A 19,910-nucleotide genomic window follows, 5' to 3' on the forward strand; every position below is an offset into this window, starting at 1 on the left:
AAATTATGAGTGAAAAAGTTACACCTAGAGGCGCATACCCTCATACCAAACGAGTTGGCGATTTTATTTTCGTTTCAGGAACCAGTTCCCGACGAGCAGATAACACCATTGCTGGTGTTGATATTATTGACGAAATGGGAACCAAACATCTAAATATTGAAGTTCAAACCCGTGAAGTTTTAAAAAATATAGAAAAGAACCTAGCCAAAGAAGGTGCTAGCTTAAAAAATGTGGTAGATGTCACTTCATTTTTAGTAAACATGAATGATTTCGCAGGCTATAACAAAGCCTATGCTGAGTTTTTTGATGCAGCAACAGGACCTACAAGAACTTCAGTAGCGGTTCATCAATTACCACATCCCGATTTGGTGGTTGAGATTAAAGTTATGGCCTATAAAAACTCTAAATGAACATCCTAAACTACATAAACGGCAACTTTCATAATCCAGTCAGTAACAAATGGATTGACAATTACAATCCAGCAAATGGCAAAGTTTATGGGCAATTACCTAACTCTTCTAAAAATGATATAGAAAAAGCATATCAAAGCGCCAAAGCCGCTTTCAAGCAATGGTCGCAAACCACGTTAGAGGAACGTAGCAGAATCTTAATTAAAATTTCAGAGCTACTAGAGGCTAATTTAGACCGATTTGCAGACGCAGAAAGCAAAGACAATGGCAAACCCATTCGTTTAGCAAAAGCTATAGATATTCCAAGAGCTGCAAGTAATTTTAGATTCTTCGGAAATGCCATTACACAATTTGCTAGCGAAAGCCATGAAAGTGTTGGACAAAACGCCATAAATTACACCTTACGACAACCTATTGGTGTTGTTGGCTGTATTTCACCATGGAATCTCCCTCTTTATTTATTCACATGGAAAATAGCTCCAGCGATAGCCACCGGTAATTGTGTTATTGCCAAACCCAGTGAAGTTACACCTATGACAGCTTATTTACTTGGAGAAATTTGTAACGAGGCTGGATTACCTAAAGGTGTTTTAAATATCGTTCATGGCTTAGGGACAACAACAGGACAAGCCATCATAGAGCATCCAGATATTAAAGCTATTAGTTTTACAGGAGGCACAGCAACCGGCGCGCATATAGCCAAAGTAGCTGCGCCCATGTTTAAAAAATTGTCTTTAGAATTAGGCGGAAAGAACCCTAATATCATTTTTGCAGATTGTGATTATGACGATATGTTGGAAACCACAGTACGTTCATCATTCGATAATCAAGGTCAGATATGTTTATGTGGAAGCCGGATTTTTGTAGAAGCTTCTATTTATGAAAAGTTTAAAAAAGATTTTGTTGAAAAAGTCAAACAGTTAAAAGTTGGACATCCATCAAAAGACACAACCAATATAGGTGCTTTAGTTTCAAAAACACATTTAGAGAAGGTTTTAAATTATATTAATATTGGTCAAAATGAAGGTGGAAAAATACTCTGCGGCGGAAACAAAGTTATAGTAAAAAATTACGAAAAAGGATATTATCTAGAACCTACAATTATTGAGGTTGAAACAGATGAATGCCGAGTGAACCAAGAAGAAATATTTGGACCCGTAGTAACCATTATGCCCTTCGAAACTGAAAATGACGTTCTAGAAATGGCTAATAAGGTGAAATATGGTTTGTCAACAACGCTATGGACAAATGATTTAAAACGTACCATGCGAATGAGCAACAAATTACAATCGGGTATTGTTTGGGTCAATACATGGATGTTACGAGATTTACGCACACCTTTTGGTGGTGTAAAAGCTTCAGGTGTTGGTCGAGAAGGCGGTTTCGAAGCTTTACGGTTTTTTACAGAAGCTAAAAATGTATGTATAAAATATTGACAATTTATTGTCATGCTGAATATGATTCAGTACGTATTTAATAGGTAACGAATAATGATAGAAGTAAAAAAAGGTATATACTTTTCATCAGATTTTAATGATATGAATTTAGAGCTTATTTATAGGTTTATTAAAAATTCATATTGGGGAACATCTAGAACTTTTGAAGAACAAAAAATAGCTTCAGAAAATACAATTAATTTTGGTTTGTTTCATAGCGGTAATCAAATTGCTTATACAAGAGTCATGACAGATAAAGTCTTTTTTGCTTATCTTTTGGATGTTTTTGTCGTTGAAGATTATCAAGGTAAAGGATATTCAAAGTTATTATTAGACCAAATATTAAGCTATCAAGAATTAAAACATATAGACAAATGGATGTTGGCTACTAAAGATGCCCATTCACTTTATACAAAATTTGGGTTCACAGAAGTAAAAAGCCCAGAAAAACTAATGGAAAAATTAAGCCCTCGCGCCAAATTAATATACGAATAACATGGATTTAAAATTAAATAACAAAAACGCACTCGTTTGCGGAAGTACTCAGGGCATTGGAAAGGCAACTGCTATTGCCTTAGCTGCCGAAGGTGTAAACGTAACACTTGTAGCTAGAAATAGAGAAAAACTAAAAGCTGTTCTTGCTGAGTTACCGGACCATAGAAACCACAGCTATATTGTTGCCGACTTTTCTAATCCACGAGAACTCCAAGAACAGGTTATTAAATTTATTGAAAAGGAACATGGTTTTCATATTGTAATCAACAATACTGGTGGACCAAGAAGCGGCGCTATATTAAGTGCAAGTCTAGAAGAATTTGATAACGCTTTTACAATGCATTTAAAATGTAACCACGTTTTAGCTCAAGCAACAATTCCCTTCATGAAAGAAACTGGCTTTGGTAGGATTGTCAATGTAATATCTACATCTGTTAAAGAACCTATCCCTGGTCTAGGTGTAAGCAACACTACAAGAGGGGCCGTGGGAAATTGGAGTAAAACATTAGCTGAAGAAGTAGCAGCTTACGGTATTACTGTTAACAATGTATTACCAGGTTTTACCGAAACGGAACGTCTAGCGGAAATTATAAAAATTAAAGCAAATGGTTCTGACACATCTATAGAAGATATGGCAGAAATCATGAAGAATTACACACCAGTCAAACGATTTGCTAAACCAGAAGAAACTGCTAACGTCATTACTTTTTTAGCAAGTGAAGCAGCAAGTTATGTAAACGGAATTAACGTTCCTGTAGATGGTGGACGTACAAAAAGTTTGTAACTTTAAACAGAATATAATTTTCAAAACATATAGCCATGAGTAATTTAACATCTCCCATAAATTTTAAAGCTTGGATTGAAGAAAACAGACATCTACTAAAACCCCCTGTTGGCAATAAAGTTGTATGGAAAGATGGCGACTTTATTGTAATGGTTGTTGGTGGACCGAATAGCAGAAAGGATTACCATTATAATGAAACGCCCGAGTTTTTCTATCAAGTTGAAGGCGATATCATATTAAAAATAATTGACAAAGGCACACCAAAAGATATTCATATTAAAGAAGGAGATATTTATTTGTTACCTCCTAAAGTACCACATTCGCCTCAACGAGGTGCAAATACCGTAGGTCTCGTTATAGAGTATCCTAGAGAGAAAGGAGTGCAAGATGCATTACTTTGGTTTTGTGAAAATTGTACCACCAAATTATATGAGGAAGATTTTACGCTAGACAATATTGAAACCGATATGCCTAAAATATTCGATAAATATTATAGTGATAGCGATAAACGTAGCTGCCCCAATTGTGGAGAAGTAATGCAGCCACCAAAAAAAGTACAAATAGATTAATATAACTTAAAGATTCCTGACCTCTCAGGATTTCAACATGAAACGCAAACTTAGAATTAATGGTCATTCACATTTATTGCCTTACCCAGAAGAAATTCCGGAGTTTATGCGCGAAAAAGGCATATTTTGGGTAGATAAAGACCGGAAATTCATGCTTCAAAAAGGATGGAAGCGCCCTGTTACAGATTCCAGTTTTTTCTTAGATGAAAAGCTTGAATGGATGGAACGTAATAAAATAGATCATGCGGTTGTATTAAATTTATCGCAACTTTATGGTAATGGTCTGCGCGTTGAAGAGATGAAGAAAGCGTTACGTTTTCAAAACGATTTCAATGCCGGTATTCAGCGAGATTACCCAAGTAAATTTACTTGTGGATTTGTAGTACACCCAGGTTTTATAAGAAGTGCTTGTTGGGAAATTGAACGTTGTGTGGAAACACATGGTTTGCAATTACTTTGCCTCCCAACACATTATATGGACACTATTGGCACTTGGCGCTGTATTTTTGATGAAGAAAATGAACCTATTTTCGAATTAGCCAATAAATATAATCTGGCAGTTGAAGTCCACCCATATGATGGTGAGAAATTTATAAAATTAGAAAATACATCGTGGCGTTTTCATTTAATATGGATGCTAGCACAATGCGGCGATGCTTATCATTTTTTAACTCTGAACGGGTATCAAGAAAAATTTCCAAATATGCGTACTTGTTTTGCGCATGGTGGACAATTAGCCCAGATTAATTTAGGAAGACGTATTCAAGGATTTGATGGCAGACCCGATTTATTTGAGGGCAAGCATCACCCTAGAAAAGCAGTTGGTCATAAAAATATTTTCTTTGACACCTTAGTACATGATACAGGCGGTTTGGAGTTATTGATACGTAACCACGGAGCTAAACAAGTGCTTATGGGACTCGACGACCCATACCCTTTAGGTGAAATGGAGAGTGAACCACAATCATCATATCCTGGAAAATTACTAGATTTGGCAATTGAAAGAAACATTATTAACGAAAAAGAATATGACGATATTTGGGAAAATAATGTCATTCAATGGTTATGTGGTGACAGTGAAACAGCAAAAGAAAAATTATTAAATAGAATTCTAAGCTAGTGCATTTTATCCCAGAAGAATTAGACGATTATGTTGTAATACATTCTGAAGACGAACCAGAGTTATTACAAGAACTTAACAGAGAAACCTATCAAAAAATATTGCAACCTCGCATGCTAAGTGGGCATTATCAAGGACGTGTTTTGAGCATGATTTCTAAACTAATTAATCCTAAAAACATTCTAGAAATTGGTACTTATACCGGTTATTCTGCTTTATGTTTAGCCGAAGGCATGCAACCTTCAGGGGAATTACATACTATAGATATCAATGAAGAGTTGGTTGATTTTCAGCGTAAATATTTTGATAAATCTGGGTATGGAAATCAAATTATTCAACACCTAGGTGATGCTTTAGAGCTTATTCCCAATCTTGAAAAAACTTTTGATTTAGTTTTTATAGATGCTGATAAAGAAAATTACGCGAACTACTTTAATGTTATAATTAAGAGGTTAAACAAAGGAGGTGTTATTTTATCTGACAATGTTTTATGGAGTGGCAAAGTACTCGATACTACCTTTAAAAAAGAAGACACTTCTACACCTGCCTTAATAAAATACAATGCACTTTTAAAACATGATACTCGTGTAGAAACAGTTGTTCTGCCAATTAGAGATGGTTTAACAATTAGTAGAAAACTCTAATTATTGCTTAAGAAGCGATAACGAGTTTTACTTCACAGGACTTCGAATTTTGAATATGCGTGGCTATCATTTGAAAAAACTCATAATTATCAAATGGTTTAGTTATAATATCATCAAAACCTATAGCTGCATAATCCTGTCTAACCTCTTCTATATCGGCAGCTGTTAAAGCAATAATTGGAATTTCTTTATTGAATTCTCGAATGGCTGTTGTAGCATCATCACCATTCATTATTGGCATATTTATATCCATTAATATAAGATCGTAGTGATTCGATTTCATCTTTTCCACTGCATCTACACCATTATTAACTATCTCGCAAGCATAATTTTGTTTGGCTAATAAATTCTTAGTCACAATCTGGTTAATTTTATTGTCTTCTGCAATTAAAACCTTATACTCATTATCCGAATTTATATTTACGCTTTTTGGTTTATTTATATCTACAATTGACTTACTTTCATGGTCTATATCAAAATCAACATTAAAACTAAATTTAGTCCCCTTCCCGACTTCACTTTCAAGTTCTATTTTACTTTCAAATAATTGGATAATATTTTTTGTAATAGAAAGCCCCAAACCAGTTCCTTGATAGTTTGTATTACTTTCATTTCCTAATTGGGAGAAATTATCAAATATGGTTTTGAATTTTTCTTCTGGAATTCCTTTACCGTTATCTTCTACCTCAAAACGTAAGCTAGCTTTTTGCTCGCTTAAGTTTAATAATTTGATTCTCAAATCAATCATACCGCTGTCAGTAAATTTTATACTATTTCCAATTAAATTTATTAAAACTTGAGACAGCCTTACTTTATCAACTTTAATATATTCAGGTACTTCTTCATCTATAGAAACTTTAATCTTATTGTTTGATTCTTGTAATCTGTAATCAAAAGAATCTACTATACGCTGCGCTAAAGATTTAAGATTAACTGAGACATTTTTAAGCTCAATTTTCTGAGCTTCCATTTTATTTACTTGTAAAATATCGTTAACTAAGTTTAAAAGATAATCTCCTGAATATTTAAGTGATTTTAAATATTTTGTATCTCGCTCGCTGAAGTTCTTTTTTTCATTTAACAAAAGAGATGTGATACCTACCACACCATATAGCGGTGTTCTTAATTCGTGTGAGACGTTAGAAATAAATTTTGATTTTAGCTCTGAAGATTTCAAGGCCTTTATGGTAGCTATCTCTAGCTCCATATTACGAACTTTTAACGCATTACCTAGCTTTCTTTTTGATATATAGCTTATAAACAATGTAACAAGTGAAATAAATAGCAAACACAACGTAACTGTTATAATAATGTTTATTCGCTTCATTTTATTCGTCATCTCCAATTGCTGCAACCTTTTGTAGTCTGCAAAATCGGCGCTAAACTTATAGTCTTCTATTAGAAATTTCGACTTAGCAATGATGTCTTGTTTTACTTTCGCTTCATTTATGTACTTATCCCTATAATTATTATGCATCAGTATATTATTATAGGCTAAATCATTTTTTCCAGCTTTATAATTAATATCAGATAATTCTTTATAAGAATTACTTAAAAGAAATAAGGCTTTATCTTGATTATTATTTTCTAACAAAGTAATAGCATTTTGGAATTTTAGTTCGGCATTATCATATAATTCTTGCCTAGTAAAATACAAACCATATATATAATTGAAATAACCTATTGAATAAGAATCTAAAACATTATTTGTGAAATCGTTTTTAGCACGTAATAGAGGAATTAAAGCTTTTTCAAATTTATTATTCTCTAAATACACCTCTGCAAGATTGATTCTTATATTAAATAATATTTTTTGAATTTCTGTTTTTTCATAATCATTACGAACATGATTATTTTTAATAGAAGTATGTTTTAGTGCTTCTTCTAAGTAATGAATCGATTCATCAATAAGCCCTTTACTTTTATAAAGCATCCCCAAACTTAGATAAGACTTTGCAATGAGGTTGTTGTCACTAATTGTTTTTGAAGCCCTTAGCATTGCTTTAAAACAAGATTCTGCTGACTCTCGGTTTTGCATCATCCCATAAATATTTCCTAAATTAAAATTAGCCACGGCACTACCATACGAATCTTCTATGGAATCTGATAATACATTAGATCTACTGAATTCATCAAAAGATTCAGCAATCCTATTATTATTGAAGTGTTTTAAAGCGGAAGCATTTAAATTATCAATTTCATTGATAATTTCTCTATCTCTTTGACCATAAGCCATTGATAATAAGGATAGAAAACAGATTAGTAGGTGTGTTTTCATTTAAGGGCAACATTTGATTTGGGATGATTAAATTATTTCTTTTTACAATAGGAAATAAAAAATAATCGTCAAAAAGCAGTCTATTTCGGACAAATAGATGAATGACTTTGTAAATCGTTGAAGTAACTTAGAATTTCCGTTTAACGGACCCTGTAAAATCCTCGATATCTTCTTTTACTTTGTTAAGCTCTTTTTTAACATCGGAAGTTACACTGGTATCGATACCATTTTTTTCGGCAGTTTTGGTAATCTCATGCTTTATATCATTAGTAGCATCCTTAAGTGTGCGCATGCCTTTTCCTAAGCCTCGGGCTATTTCTGGTAACTTATCGGCTCCAAAAACCATGATAGCAATAAATAGTATAAAAGCTATTTCGCCACCACTAATAAATAAAAATGTTGCTTGTTGTATCACAGAACAAATATAGTAAGATGTTTTCTTAGAATAAAAAAAGCCGATTGCAAAAATCGGCTTTAATACATTATAAAAAAAATTAGCCCTTTACCTTATTCTTAAATTGATCAAAATCACTTTGGCTAATTTCTTTTGGCCAAGAGTTATTTGATGTATCAACATCTGCAGTTTCTAAATTAGGGTCGATAGTAATGCTAACAATTTCTTTTTCCGATGCTATGGCTTTACTAACTTCATTATCATTAAATCTCCAAATTTGCGCTGGATATGTTTCCGTTTTTGAAGTTCCGTCTTCATATGTATACTCAACAATAATTGGCATTACCAAACCACCTGGTTTTTCAAAAGTAATATTATAGAAAAATTTAGGTTGCTTAATATTTTTACGTTCTTCTGGCGTAAAGTTATCCATAACGTATTCATTAACTGGTTTAGCATTTTCTAAAAGCGTTCCGGTTTTCATTTCTTCCTTATAATCTTCACTGCCTTCTTCAACCATATAAACTAAAGGTGGTAATTGACTTACATCTCTTCCTCTTTCTATAGCTAAATCTTTTATAAACTTATTAGGCTCGGAAGTAACATAATATTTTTTCACTTCTTTTAGGCCTATATCTACCCAATCGGTTGTGTAGAACCAACCTCTCCAAAACCAATCTAAATCAAAAGCTGAGGCGTCTTCCATAGTTCTAAAAAAATCTTCAGGAGTTGGGTGTTTAAACATCCAGCGCCTTGAATACTCTTTAAAAGCATAATCGAACAAATCATGGCCCATAACAGTCTCCCTTAAAATATTTAAAGCGGTTGCCGGTTTTCCATAGGCATTATTACCAAACTGATAGGTATTTAAACCTTTAGTCATTATTGGGGCAATATAATCTTGGTTACCACTCATGTAAGGCACAATCATGCGAGCAGGTCCCCTATCAGATGGAAAGTGTTTATCTTGAGGTGATAAAGCTGCTGGATATTTTTTGCCAAAATCTTGTTCTGCGACATACTGTACGAACGTGTTTAAACCTTCGTCCATCCAAGTCCATTGGCGCTCATCACTATTTACAATCATTGGAAAAAAGTTATGTCCCACTTCGTGAATAATAACACCCATCATACCATACTTAACTCGATCGCTATAAGTACCATCTTCCTTTGGACGACCATAATTCCAACATATCATTGGATATTCCATCCCTTGGCTTTTAGCATGTACAGAAATAGCTTTGTGGTATGGGTAATCAAATGTCATTCTTGAATAAGAAACTAAAGTACTTGCTACTGCCTTTGTAGACCAATCTTCCCAAAGCGGATTACCTTCCTTAGGATACATTGATACAGCCATAATATTCTTACCGCCAATTTTAACCGCCATCATATCCCAAATAAACTTTCTAGATGTAGCAAAACCAAAATCTCGAACATTTTCAGCTTTAAGTTTCCATGTTTTAGTTTCATTAGAAAATCCTTTTTCTGCAGCTTCTGCTTCTTCTTGAGTAACAATTAAAACCGGGTTTTCAAAGGATTTCTTAGCTTGTTCAAAACGTTGCATCATTGTTTTAGAAAACACTTCTTTTCGATTAGTAAGCACGCCTGTACCATCTAAAATATGATCGGCCGGAACAGTTATATTTACTTCATAATTACCAAATGGTAAAGCAAATTCGTCACGTCCCCAAAATTGTGAATTTTGCCACCCTTCAACATCGCTATAAACTGCCATTCTAGGAAAAAATTGGGCAATTACATAAGCCCTGTTTCCGTCTTTAGGAAAAAACTCATAACCAGAACGCCCATCTTCAACAACATGATCATTAATGTTATACCACCATTTAACAGAAAATGAAAATTTTTCACCAGATTTTAATGCCTTCGGTAACTCGACACGCATCATAGTTCGATTAATCATGTGCTGTAAAGGCTTCCCATTAGTATCTTTTACTTCTTGAATATTAAAACCTCTTTCTAATGGTTGCTTTAAATATTCAGTAGCAAATTGACTTGGCTGAAATACAGGAGCAACACCACTTCCTTCTATTAAAGGAGACTTGGAATCCTTTGCTCTCTTATTTTGTTCCAACTGAACCCATAAGTATTTTAATATATCGGGGGAATTATTTGTATATGTAATCGTTTCATAACCAGAAAGCCTTGCATTTTTATCGTCTAAAACAATATCCATTTTATAATCTGCTTGTTGCTGATAGTAAGCAACACCAGGAGCACCAGAGGCGGCTCTATACATATTTGGTGTGGAGAACTCGTCGTAAAGTTGTTTAAATTTGTTGGCGTTTTTATGTCCAACTTTAGGCTCTGAATTTTCTTCTTGAGAATGAACACTAAATCCAATAAATAATACAGAAAATAAGTAAAAGGCAATTTTTTTCATTTCAATTTTATATTTTATACAATGTATGATACTTTATATTCGAAAATATTGATTTATTCTCGTTAAAAGCGCTCGAAAATAAGCATTTAAACAGATTAATAAGTTTATTTTAATTAAAATTTAACATGGCTGTTTTATCCTGTGAAATGAGAATAAAACTTTTCTGTTTTGAATTAATGTCTGTTTTAATTATGTTTTTTTGCTCTTCAAATACATCGAACAGAACTTGGTTGGATATTTCAAAGGAATTTATTTCATCAACATCTTCAATTTCTAAATAGCATCTTACAATATCTATATCGTACTCTTTACCAATAAATATCAAGTCTGCATCTTTATTGTTGATTTTAATTTTGATTTTTTCGCTTAGGTATCTTTCTATATACAAATCGACAGTAGTTGGTTCATTTTTATCTGCAAGCGTTATAGATTCATCATAGCGTTCTCTTAGTAATTTTTCAAAGTCATCAATAAAAATTCTCGTAATTAATTGCACGGATTGTTTATCCTCTATGTACTCAATTTGCGTTACACTCATATAATACTTATGGAAAACAGTAAATGCAAAAAGCGGTATGATAAGTAGGAATAAAAATGGCTTTAAATTCATTAGATGATATTTTTTGCTAAAGTAATTATTTAGATTATTCAAAAAGCATTCCAAAAAAATATTAATCTTGTCTCTCTATTTTATTTGCTTGATACTGCCTGTATTTCATTCTTAAAAATATGAGTACTTGAAAATCTGTTTGATTTTCACAATGCTTTATGAAATTCACATCATCTGAGCAGAAATAAAAAAAATCTGCAACTTCATTTTCTTCCAAAGGGTTTGATGCTAAAAAACCCTTTCCTAATCTCGCCTTTATACTTTGCATCAAAACATCCTTCGATTCTATTTCTACTCTATTTTTTAGCATTTTTGTTCTTCCTGAAAGTCCATTTAGAATTGGATTTAAAGGAATACCTCCACTCAAAAACCCCAATAACATTTTTGGTTTAAACTCTCCAGCTTCACTTAGTCGTCTTTCACTTTGCGTCGCAATTTTTCCTTCATACCCTGGAATACCAACATCGTAGAAGTTTATTGGTGCATTACCTTCCACATTTTTAACATCAGATATTAAATCGCCTGTAAGCACTTTGCCTACTAAGACCTCATCAAGCTCATTAATCTGCTCTTCTAGGTTAACTAAGATACTTCTAGTTGTAATTATAAATTTATTGATTGTAACTAAACGCGTTTTGTGTTGAATTGATGAAAATTTTAATGTATCGTTAAGACTAACTGCAATACTAAACTCGCCTTCGTTATTGGTAGTAGCAAAGATCTGCTTTGTTTTATTTATAACGAATGTTTTCAATATTAGATTCACTAACAACACGCCCCTTTATTTCAATGGATTGCGAGAAAACCTCTTGAAAACAAAGTAATAAAAATAAAGTTATAAAATATTTGAGTTTTTGCACGATTTACCTAATGCTCCAAAGAACGCACATGGAATCTTAAATAAAATGTAATTCTAAATTAAAATTTTGTTAAAGTGCCTATTTATTTTTTAGCTAAAAACTCTTGACTTCTAAGGTGTAAAACTTCTAAAAAATCCATTTCCTTACCATAGTTAAGCAAGGTAAAATCAAAATTTTCAGACTCTACAAACCTAATAAATTCTTCTACTCGATGTTCTGGAATATTGAAATTATATATTAAAAATTCAGATCCAAAGTAATATTTAATAGATTCAATAGGAACTTCTGGCACCTTAACATCTTTTTTGTTCTTAACTCCTGATCTGAATAAAGGCAGTAATAGTTGGTCTACTACATTTACTATATTTAATCCATTAACCATCGGTAAATGCTGCCTATCCATAGAAATATTTTCAATTTTAGTTTTATTGTCATTTTGGAATTCAAACTCATCTTTATTTTCTATTCCAAAATACAAGACGTCTAACTTAGGCTTAAATGGTTTTTTATCACCAATATCGGTATCGAGATGCCCTGTTAAACTTCTTGATAGGACAATAACCTCGTCAAGTTGATTAATTTCTTCAATTAAAAAAATTTTCATCGATTTAGAGTTAATAATATCTCCATTCACTTTGAAGTTTATATTTTGATATTGTAATGCACTTACTTCTATTAAATCATTCAACCCAACTAGCAAGTTAAATTCTCCATTTTCATCTGTAATAACTCCATTATTTGATGAAGTGTTAAAAATGGTTATCCCAGAAATGTCATTGCTTTCAACAATTACTTTACCGTTTACATTTATGCGATCGAAGTTTTGAGAAATTACAGTTAAACTAATAAGAAAACAGGACAGAAATAAAAGTTTATGAACCATATCATTTTTTATTAAAAATACCATTTTAATTTCATTTTTAAAATTCAATTCATATAAAATTTTATTAAGTATTATAATTAGTTAGCTTTACAATCCAAATAAAAATTTAATGAAAAATATTATCATTGCAAGCACATCTACACTTCATAGTGGTGATTACTTAGAATATATTTTAGAAGATTTAGCACGTTTTTTTGAAAAGACTCAAAAAATTCTTTTTATACCCTATGCGAGACCTAGTGGAATATCTCATGATGATTACACAAAGAAAGTAAGTTTAGCTTTTTCTAAAATTGGTAAAGAAGTAAGAGGTATGCATTCATTTAAAAACCCAATCAAGGCTATAGAAAAGGCTGAAGCTATTTTCACTGGCGGAGGCAACACTTTTTTATTAATCAATCAGTTATACAAAAACGATTTGATTGCACCTCTAAAAAAGGTAGTTGAAAGTGGTATACCTTATTTAGGTACTAGTGCTGGAAGCAATATATGTGGACTTACAGTGAAAACAACAAATGATATGCCCATAATTTATCCACCAAGTTTTAAAGCACTTTGTTTGGTGCCGTTTAATATTAATCCACACTATTTGGACCCCGATTTAAATAGCGAGCATATGGGAGAAACCAGAGAAACCAGAATCAAAGAATTTCATAATTTTAATACTGAACCAGTTGTTGGACTGCGAGAAGGTAGTTGGTTACAGGTTACAGGAGATTCAATTATCCTTAAAGGCGATTTAACTGCTAGAGTTTTTGAATATGATAAAACTCCCTATGAAGTTAATCCAGAAACACAATTAAATCATTTAAAATAGAAACAAGTAAGGTTATAGCTTCTTTAAAAAATGAAAGCCCAAAATATTAAACCCTTCGTTATAATAAAATTTATGCGAACTGGAATTACCTACATAAGTATTTAGCTCTACAGCCTCGCATCCTTTTTCTTTAACATGCTTGTATATCCAATTAAAGAATTGCTTTCCAATCCCTTTACCTCTATAGTCATCATCTATATAAACATGATCTGGCTCAACACTTTTACCAGAATAATGCCTTGTGCAATACCAAAGACCCGTAACACCAATTATTTTATCTCCATCATAAACTGCGGCACATTCATAATTTTGAGTGGTCATTTCAATAAATCGAATTTTCAGAACTTCAGCCGATATTTTATAATCGTTCAGTTTTTCTACCAACGGAACCACTAGATGTATTTTTTCCTTTTCAATAATTTTAAACTCGTAAGACATGGTTAAATAATTTTGATTTTGTCTATTAGGTTGTGACCTTTAAAAATTAAAGGTGTCAACAATATATGCATAAGCTAATACATAAATTATATTTTTTTGTAATTTTAGTTATTAAATTTTTCAATTATGAGAGGAAGAAACCTTAAAGTAAGATTATTAATTGGAGCAGCAATTGCGCTCTTTTTTGTATTCAAAAGATGTAGTCAGCAAGAAGTGAACCCATATACAGGTAGAACACAGACCATTTCGATGACACCTGATAAAGAAATTGCAATTGGATTACAGAGTGCTCCTCAAATGGCTGAGCAACATGGTGGTTTGCATCCAAATAATCAATACCAAGCATTAGTTGATAACGTTGGAAATAAATTAGTAAACAATAGTATTGCTAGAGAGACTCCTTATAAATACGAATTCCACTTATTAGCGGACCCAAATACTATAAATGCTTTCGCTCTACCAGGAGGTCAAATATTTATAACACACGCCTTATTTTCAAAATTGGAAAACGAAGATCAATTGGCAGGAGTTTTGGGTCACGAAGTAGGACACGTTTTAGGCCGCCATAGTGCTGAACGTATTGCAGAAAGTGAATACTGGCAAGGCCTGACTACAGCTGGCTCTGTCGGTGCTGACATGGGAGGACTAGTTAGTGGTATTGGTCAAAACACCCTTCTCACTAACGGGAGAGATGACGAACTAGAAAGTGATGATTTAGGTGTAAGGTTTATGATAAAAGCTGGTTATAATCCAGAAGAAATGATTGGGGTCATGGAAATTTTAAAAGCTGCGGCTGGCCCCAATAGAGTTCCTGAATTTCAAAGTACCCATCCAGACCCAGAAAATAGAATAGAAAAAATTAGAGAATCTATAGAAAAATATAGTGCCCAATAAAAAAAGCCCTTGAATAAGGGCTTTTTTAGAGTGACTAACTCAAAATAATTATAGTTTAATTATTTTTATTTTTTGGTTATGGCTTGTTTTAAAACAGCATGTGCATCAGTTGCTTTGTGTATTTCTGCATATTTTAAAGCAGTCATTCCTTTATCAGACTTTAATTTTAATTTAGCTCCTTTAGATATTAAAAGCTTTAAAATATCAGTTCTGTTAAATTTTGCAGCGTACATAACTGGTGTCATACCGTTAGATTTTTCATTAACATCAGCACCTAAAGTAATAAGTTTTTTAACTGTTTCTATGTCTCCTTTTGCTATAGAAACACAAAATGGACTTACTTTAAAAACTGCAGCAGTCTCAAATTGAATTGCTGGAGCGTCAATTGAATTGGCGTTAACTGTTACAATTGAGAAACATAACGCGATAGCGGAAATAATGATTGTTTTTTTCATGATGAAAGATTTTAATTTAATTAATGATTCGTTTTTTGATATACTAAAGAGACGATATTTTTTGCAATCTGTTACATAAAAAATAATAAATAACACATTTTTAACTTTTTTCTTATGTTTCTTTAATAGAATCTTAAAATTTTAACATACTCCTAAAATTGAGTCAATTAAGCTATATTTAGAATTGATTTATCCAAGTATCTTAGTTTACTTTTTTATCTTTGAACATCGAAAAATTCAACTTTAATGAATAAAAAAGTCATCCTTATGATACTAGATGGTTGGGGGAAATCACCAGACCCAAAAGTATCAGCTATCGACAATGCGAATACTCCTTTTATAGATTCTTTATATACAAAATACCCAAGTGCATCACTTAGAACAGATGGTCTGCATGTAGGTTTACCCGAAGGCCAAATGGGTAATAGTGAAGTTGGCCATATGAATCTTGGAGCTGGACGTATTGTCTATCAAGATCTTGTTAAAGTAAATTTAGCTGTTGAAAATAAAACTCTCAATAATGAAAAAGTTTTAGTCGACGCTTTCAAATATGCTCAAGAAAATAACAAAGATGTTCATTTTTTAGGGCTATTAAGTGATGGAGGGGTGCATTCTCATATTAATCACCTTTTCGGGTTAATTGATGCAGCTAACGAATTCGGTTTAACAAATACATTTGTGCATGCATTTACAGATGGTCGGGATGTTGGCCCAAAAACAGGAAGCGGTTTTGTTTCTAAATTAGAAGAACATCTTAAAAAAGGCAATACTAAACTGGCCTCTATTACTGGACGCTATTATGCAATGGATAGAGATAAAAGATGGGAACGTGTTAAATTAGCCTATGATGCTATTGTTAATAGTAAAGGTGATTTATCAAACAATGCTACTGCTTCTATTGAGGAAAGTTACAGTGCTGATATTACAGATGAATTCATTAAACCAATAATCATGGTTGATAATAATAACAAACCCATCACCAATGTGAAAGAAGATGATGTTATTATTTTCTTCAATTTTAGAACAGATCGTGGTCGTGAAATTACTGAAGCTTTATCGCAAAAAGATTTTCATGAGCAAAACATGCATAAATTAAATTTACATTATGTAACACTGACCAATTATGATGATAGTTACAATAATGTTAATGTGATATTCAATAAAGATAACCTAACTGAAACTTTAGGTGAGGTTTTAGAAAAAAATAACAAAAAACAAATTCGCATTGCAGAAACAGAGAAATATCCTCACGTGACGTTCTTTTTCTCTGGAGGACAAGAAGAACCTTTTAATGGAGAAACGCGCATTATGAGAAATTCTCCAAAGGTTGCTACCTACGACTTAAAACCAGAAATGAGCGCATACGAACTAAGAGATGCTTTGGTTCCAGAATTACAAAAAGGAGAAGTCGATTTTATCTGTTTAAATTTTGCAAATGGTGATATGGTGGGGCATACAGGTGTTATGGAAGCTGCCATTAAAGCCTGTGAAGCTGTTGATGTTTGTGTAAAGGATGTTATTTCAACTGCTTTAGATAATAATTACACTACTTTGCTTATCGCAGATCATGGAAACTGTGAGACTATGATGAATCCAGATGGTTCGCCACATACGGCGCATACCACCAATCCAGTTCCTGTCATTTTAATTGACAAAGAATTAAAATCTATCGAAGATGGCATCTTAGGTGATATGGCACCAACTATTTTAAAACTTATGGGGATAGAACAACCAGAATCTATGACAAGACACTCATTAGTTTAAAAAATTGTAGCTTTACATCAATTGATGTTTTTTAGGTATGAATTTTAGCGAAACCTTAATAATAGCTGTAGATTTTGATGGCACTATCGTAGATGACGCCTATCCAAAAATTGGTAAGCCGAAACTTTTTGCTTTAGAGACATTAAAAAAACTTCAAGAAGAAGGACATAGACTTATCCTTTGGACTTATAGATCTGGTGAACGGTTGAATGAAGCGGTTAACTACTGCAAAGATCAAGGCATTTCATTTTATGCAGTTAATAAAAGTTTTCCCGAAGAGCAATTCAATAATGAAAATAGCAGAAAAATACATGCCGATTTATTTATAGATGATCGTAATATAGGAGGGTTTCTAGGTTGGGGAAAAATTTATCAAATAATTACAAATACAACTCCAAATGTTCCTGAAAAAAAGAAAGGCTTTTTTAGTTTTTTTAAATGAGCATTTTTAGATTAGCTTAAAATATGCTTTATCTATTCTTTCTCTATGTTCAGGATGTGCTATATTAACAAGTGCCTTAACACGTTCTTTTATTGTTTTTCCATATAAATTCGCGATACCATATTCTGTAATAACATATTGTACATGCGCTCTTGTTGTAACAACGCCCGCTCCAGGTTTTAAACTTGGTACAATTCTACTTATCCCATTTTTAGTTATTGATGGTAATGCTATAATTGCTTTTCCACCTTTACTCAATGATGCTCCTCGAATAAAATCTATTTGACCACCTACGCCAGAATACATTTTAGGTCCAATAGAATCAGCACATACTTGTCCTGTAACATCTATTTCAATGGCAGAATTTATCGCTACCATTTTTTTATTTTGCTTTATAATTGAAACATCATTTACATAATCAGACTCGCGCATTTCAATAAATGGGTTATCATCAACATAATCATACAATCTTTTAGATCCTACCAAAAATGTAGTTAACGCACGCCCTGGACTAATTGTTTTATAATTACCATTTATTACATCGTTTAAGATTAAATCGATTACGCCATCAGAAAACATTTCGGTATGAAGTCCAAGGTTTTTATGATTATTTAGTCGCGATAATACCGCATTTGGAATATTACCAACACCCATTTGCAAAGTACTTCCATCATCAATTAAACTTGCAACATAATCTCCAATTTTACTTTCAACTAGAGATGGCAGCCCTAGTGAAATACTCGGTATTTCATCATTACATTCTACAAATAAATCAATCTCGGTATAATGAATAATACCATCTCCATGAACTCGTGGCATTTTGGGATTAACTTGTGCGATTACAATTTTCGCACTATCAATGGCTGCTAAACTCGCTTCCACCGATACTCCAAGAGAACAATAACCATGCTTGTCAGGCACAGAAACATGTATTAATGCAACATCTATAGGTAAAATATTCCGTTTAAAAAGTAATGGCAATTCACTTAAAAAAACTGGTGTGTAAGATCCGTTACCTGCTGTTAAAGTGTGTCTTACGTTCTTACCAATGAAAAAAGAATTAACATGAAAACTTCCTTTATACTTCACATTAGCATGGGGAGCCTCTCCTTCTATGTGCAAATGACAAACTTCTACATCTCTTAATTCCTCATGACGTTCCGTCATAGCTTTTAATAATCGCTGAGGAACCGCTGCTGCCGCTTGAACATAAACTCTATCCTTCGATTTAATACTTTTTACTGCTTCTTCTGCACTTACTGTTTTGTACATTTTACTATTTTTAATATCACAAAATTAGTATTTATAACCTTCAGAAAAACTGTCCAAAGTCATGTTTGGATAGAAATAAATAAATTATAATTTAAGTATCTTTGCGCATATTTTTAAACAATGATTGTAGTAAAAACAAGGGAAGAAATTGAATTAATGCGCGAAAGTGCTTTAATAGTTTCTAAAACATTAGGAGTCCTAGCAAAAGAAATAAAACCAGGTGTAACGACGCTTCAATTGGATAAAATCGCGGAAGAATATATTAGAGATCATGGAGCTATACCTGGATTCTTAGGTCTTTACGATTTTCCAAATACACTTTGCATGAGTCCTAACACGCAAGTTGTACATGGGTTCCCTACAAATGAACCTTTAAAAGAAGGCGATATTATTTCCATTGATTGTGGTGCTTTAAAAAATGATTTTTACGGCGATCACGCCTATACGTTTGCTGTAGGTGAAATTGATACTGAAACAGAAAAATTACTTCAAGTAACCAAAGAATCTTTATATGTTGGCATTAGAGAATTTAAAGCTAACAACCGTGTTGGAGATGTGGGATATGCCATCCAAAAGTATTGTGAGAACCATGGTTATGGCGTGGTAAGAGAACTTGTTGGTCATGGACTGGGAAGAAAAATGCATGAAGATCCTGAAATGCCAAATTATGGTAAACGTGGTCGCGGGAAAAAATTTATTGAAGGTATGGTAGTCGCTATAGAACCTATGATAAACATGGGAACTCATCGCATAAAACATCATAGAGATGGCTGGACAATTACAACTTTAGACAATAAACCATCTGCACATTTTGAACACGATGTAGCTTTAATAAATGGCAAACCTGAGTTGCTTTCTACTTTTGCATACATTTACGAAGCTTTAGGAATTGTAAGCAATGAAGAAGACGAATTTCGTCAAAAAGCATTAGTACTATAAAT

21 protein-coding genes are annotated in these 19,910 nt (G+C 32.7%); 12 read left to right on the top strand and 9 right to left on the bottom strand.

What is annotated here, in order from left to right:
• Positions 1 to 5 precede the first annotated feature (5 nt).
• From AC2D6V_RS01115 to AC2D6V_RS01145, 7 genes are read left to right on the top strand one after another with little or no spacing between them, the layout of a single operon-like run.
• A complete protein-coding gene (locus AC2D6V_RS01115; RefSeq protein ID WP_484646197.1) occupies positions 6 to 410 on the top strand; it encodes a RidA family protein in 405 nt (134 codons plus the stop codon).
• Positions 407 to 1,846, top strand: a complete 1,440-nt coding sequence (locus AC2D6V_RS01120; protein WP_484646198.1) for an aldehyde dehydrogenase — start codon at positions 407 to 409, stop codon at positions 1,844 to 1,846. The genes AC2D6V_RS01115 and AC2D6V_RS01120 overlap by 4 nt, the downstream gene beginning before the upstream one ends.
• A gap of 54 nt (positions 1,847 to 1,900) precedes the next feature.
• Positions 1,901 to 2,341, top strand: a complete 441-nt coding sequence (locus AC2D6V_RS01125; RefSeq protein ID WP_484646199.1) for a GNAT family N-acetyltransferase — start codon at positions 1,901 to 1,903, stop codon at positions 2,339 to 2,341.
• Position 2,342: 1 nt separating this feature from the next.
• Positions 2,343 to 3,125 (top strand): SDR family oxidoreductase, encoded by a 783-nt coding sequence (locus AC2D6V_RS01130; RefSeq protein WP_484646200.1) that lies wholly within the window; start codon positions 2,343 to 2,345, stop codon positions 3,123 to 3,125.
• Between the two features lie 35 nt (positions 3,126 to 3,160).
• Positions 3,161 to 3,694: a 3-hydroxyanthranilate 3,4-dioxygenase gene (locus AC2D6V_RS01135; RefSeq protein WP_484646201.1), complete on the top strand. Its 534-nt coding sequence runs from the start codon at positions 3,161 to 3,163 to the stop codon at positions 3,692 to 3,694.
• A gap of 37 nt (positions 3,695 to 3,731) precedes the next feature.
• Positions 3,732 to 4,814, top strand: a complete 1,083-nt coding sequence (locus AC2D6V_RS01140) for an amidohydrolase family protein (RefSeq protein WP_484646202.1) — start codon at positions 3,732 to 3,734, stop codon at positions 4,812 to 4,814.
• Positions 4,814 to 5,458 carry an O-methyltransferase gene (locus AC2D6V_RS01145; protein ID WP_484646203.1) on the top strand — a complete coding sequence of 215 codons (645 nt, stop codon included), beginning with the start codon at positions 4,814 to 4,816 and terminating at the stop codon, positions 5,456 to 5,458. The genes AC2D6V_RS01140 and AC2D6V_RS01145 overlap by 1 nt, the downstream gene beginning before the upstream one ends.
• Positions 5,459 to 5,465: 7 nt before the next feature.
• On the opposite strand, the gene AC2D6V_RS01150 is transcribed toward AC2D6V_RS01145, so the two are convergent.
• From AC2D6V_RS01150 to AC2D6V_RS01175, 6 genes are all read right to left on the bottom strand, one after another.
• Positions 5,466 to 7,736, bottom strand: a complete 2,271-nt coding sequence (locus tag AC2D6V_RS01150; protein WP_484646204.1) for a tetratricopeptide repeat-containing hybrid sensor histidine kinase/response regulator — start codon at positions 7,734 to 7,736, stop codon at positions 5,466 to 5,468.
• 127 nt (positions 7,737 to 7,863) lie between these two features.
• Positions 7,864 to 8,151 (bottom strand): Sec-independent protein translocase subunit TatA/TatB, encoded by a 288-nt coding sequence (locus tag AC2D6V_RS01155; RefSeq protein WP_484646205.1) that lies wholly within the window; start codon positions 8,149 to 8,151, stop codon positions 7,864 to 7,866.
• A gap of 79 nt (positions 8,152 to 8,230) precedes the next feature.
• The gene (locus AC2D6V_RS01160) at positions 8,231 to 10,534 is read right to left on the bottom strand and encodes a M1 family metallopeptidase (RefSeq protein WP_484646206.1); all 2,304 of its coding nucleotides are present in this window, start codon (positions 10,532 to 10,534) and stop codon (positions 8,231 to 8,233) included.
• 109 nt (positions 10,535 to 10,643) lie between these two features.
• Positions 10,644 to 11,144, bottom strand: a complete 501-nt coding sequence (locus AC2D6V_RS01165; protein WP_484646207.1) for a DUF6702 family protein — start codon at positions 11,142 to 11,144, stop codon at positions 10,644 to 10,646.
• A 61-nt stretch (positions 11,145 to 11,205) separates the two neighbouring features.
• Positions 11,206 to 11,898, bottom strand: a complete 693-nt coding sequence (locus AC2D6V_RS01170; protein WP_484646208.1) for a peptidase associated/transthyretin-like domain-containing protein — start codon at positions 11,896 to 11,898, stop codon at positions 11,206 to 11,208.
• Between the two features lie 188 nt (positions 11,899 to 12,086).
• The gene (locus tag AC2D6V_RS01175; RefSeq protein ID WP_484646209.1) at positions 12,087 to 12,911 is read right to left on the bottom strand and encodes a carboxypeptidase-like regulatory domain-containing protein; all 825 of its coding nucleotides are present in this window, start codon (positions 12,909 to 12,911) and stop codon (positions 12,087 to 12,089) included.
• A gap of 85 nt (positions 12,912 to 12,996) precedes the next feature.
• Between AC2D6V_RS01175 and pepE the strand changes: the two genes are divergently transcribed.
• A complete protein-coding gene (pepE, locus tag AC2D6V_RS01180) occupies positions 12,997 to 13,704 on the top strand; it encodes a dipeptidase PepE (RefSeq protein WP_484646210.1) in 708 nt (235 codons plus the stop codon).
• A 12-nt stretch (positions 13,705 to 13,716) separates the two neighbouring features.
• Here pepE and AC2D6V_RS01185 read toward each other — a convergent pair whose 3' ends face one another.
• Positions 13,717 to 14,142 carry a GNAT family N-acetyltransferase gene (locus tag AC2D6V_RS01185; protein WP_484646211.1) on the bottom strand — a complete coding sequence of 142 codons (426 nt, stop codon included), beginning with the start codon at positions 14,140 to 14,142 and terminating at the stop codon, positions 13,717 to 13,719.
• Positions 14,143 to 14,268: 126 nt separating this feature from the next.
• Here AC2D6V_RS01185 and AC2D6V_RS01190 point away from each other — a divergent pair, with 126 nt between their 5' ends.
• Positions 14,269 to 15,036 (top strand): M48 family metalloprotease, encoded by a 768-nt coding sequence (locus tag AC2D6V_RS01190; RefSeq protein WP_484646212.1) that lies wholly within the window; start codon positions 14,269 to 14,271, stop codon positions 15,034 to 15,036.
• 65 nt (positions 15,037 to 15,101) lie between these two features.
• On the opposite strand, the gene AC2D6V_RS01195 is transcribed toward AC2D6V_RS01190, so the two are convergent.
• A complete protein-coding gene (locus AC2D6V_RS01195; protein WP_484646213.1) occupies positions 15,102 to 15,491 on the bottom strand; it encodes an ankyrin repeat domain-containing protein in 390 nt (129 codons plus the stop codon).
• A gap of 246 nt (positions 15,492 to 15,737) precedes the next feature.
• On the opposite strand from AC2D6V_RS01195, the gene gpmI reads away from it, so the two are divergent.
• A complete protein-coding gene (gene gpmI, locus AC2D6V_RS01200) occupies positions 15,738 to 17,255 on the top strand; it encodes a 2,3-bisphosphoglycerate-independent phosphoglycerate mutase (RefSeq protein WP_484646214.1) in 1,518 nt (505 codons plus the stop codon).
• A 37-nt stretch (positions 17,256 to 17,292) separates the two neighbouring features.
• Positions 17,293 to 17,697 (top strand): BT0820 family HAD-type phosphatase, encoded by a 405-nt coding sequence (locus AC2D6V_RS01205; protein ID WP_484646215.1) that lies wholly within the window; start codon positions 17,293 to 17,295, stop codon positions 17,695 to 17,697.
• 6 nt (positions 17,698 to 17,703) lie between these two features.
• Here the strand turns inward: AC2D6V_RS01205 and AC2D6V_RS01210 are convergent, their stop codons facing one another.
• Complete coding sequence (locus tag AC2D6V_RS01210) at positions 17,704 to 18,969, bottom strand: acetyl-CoA hydrolase/transferase family protein (protein ID WP_484646216.1); 1,266 nt, start codon at positions 18,967 to 18,969, stop codon at positions 17,704 to 17,706.
• A gap of 120 nt (positions 18,970 to 19,089) precedes the next feature.
• On the opposite strand from AC2D6V_RS01210, the gene map reads away from it, so the two are divergent.
• Complete coding sequence (map, locus tag AC2D6V_RS01215) at positions 19,090 to 19,908, top strand: type I methionyl aminopeptidase (protein ID WP_484646217.1); 819 nt, start codon at positions 19,090 to 19,092, stop codon at positions 19,906 to 19,908.
• The last annotated feature ends 2 nt before the right edge of the window (positions 19,909 to 19,910 follow it).

Source organism: Algibacter sp. YIN40, from assembly GCF_057219435.1.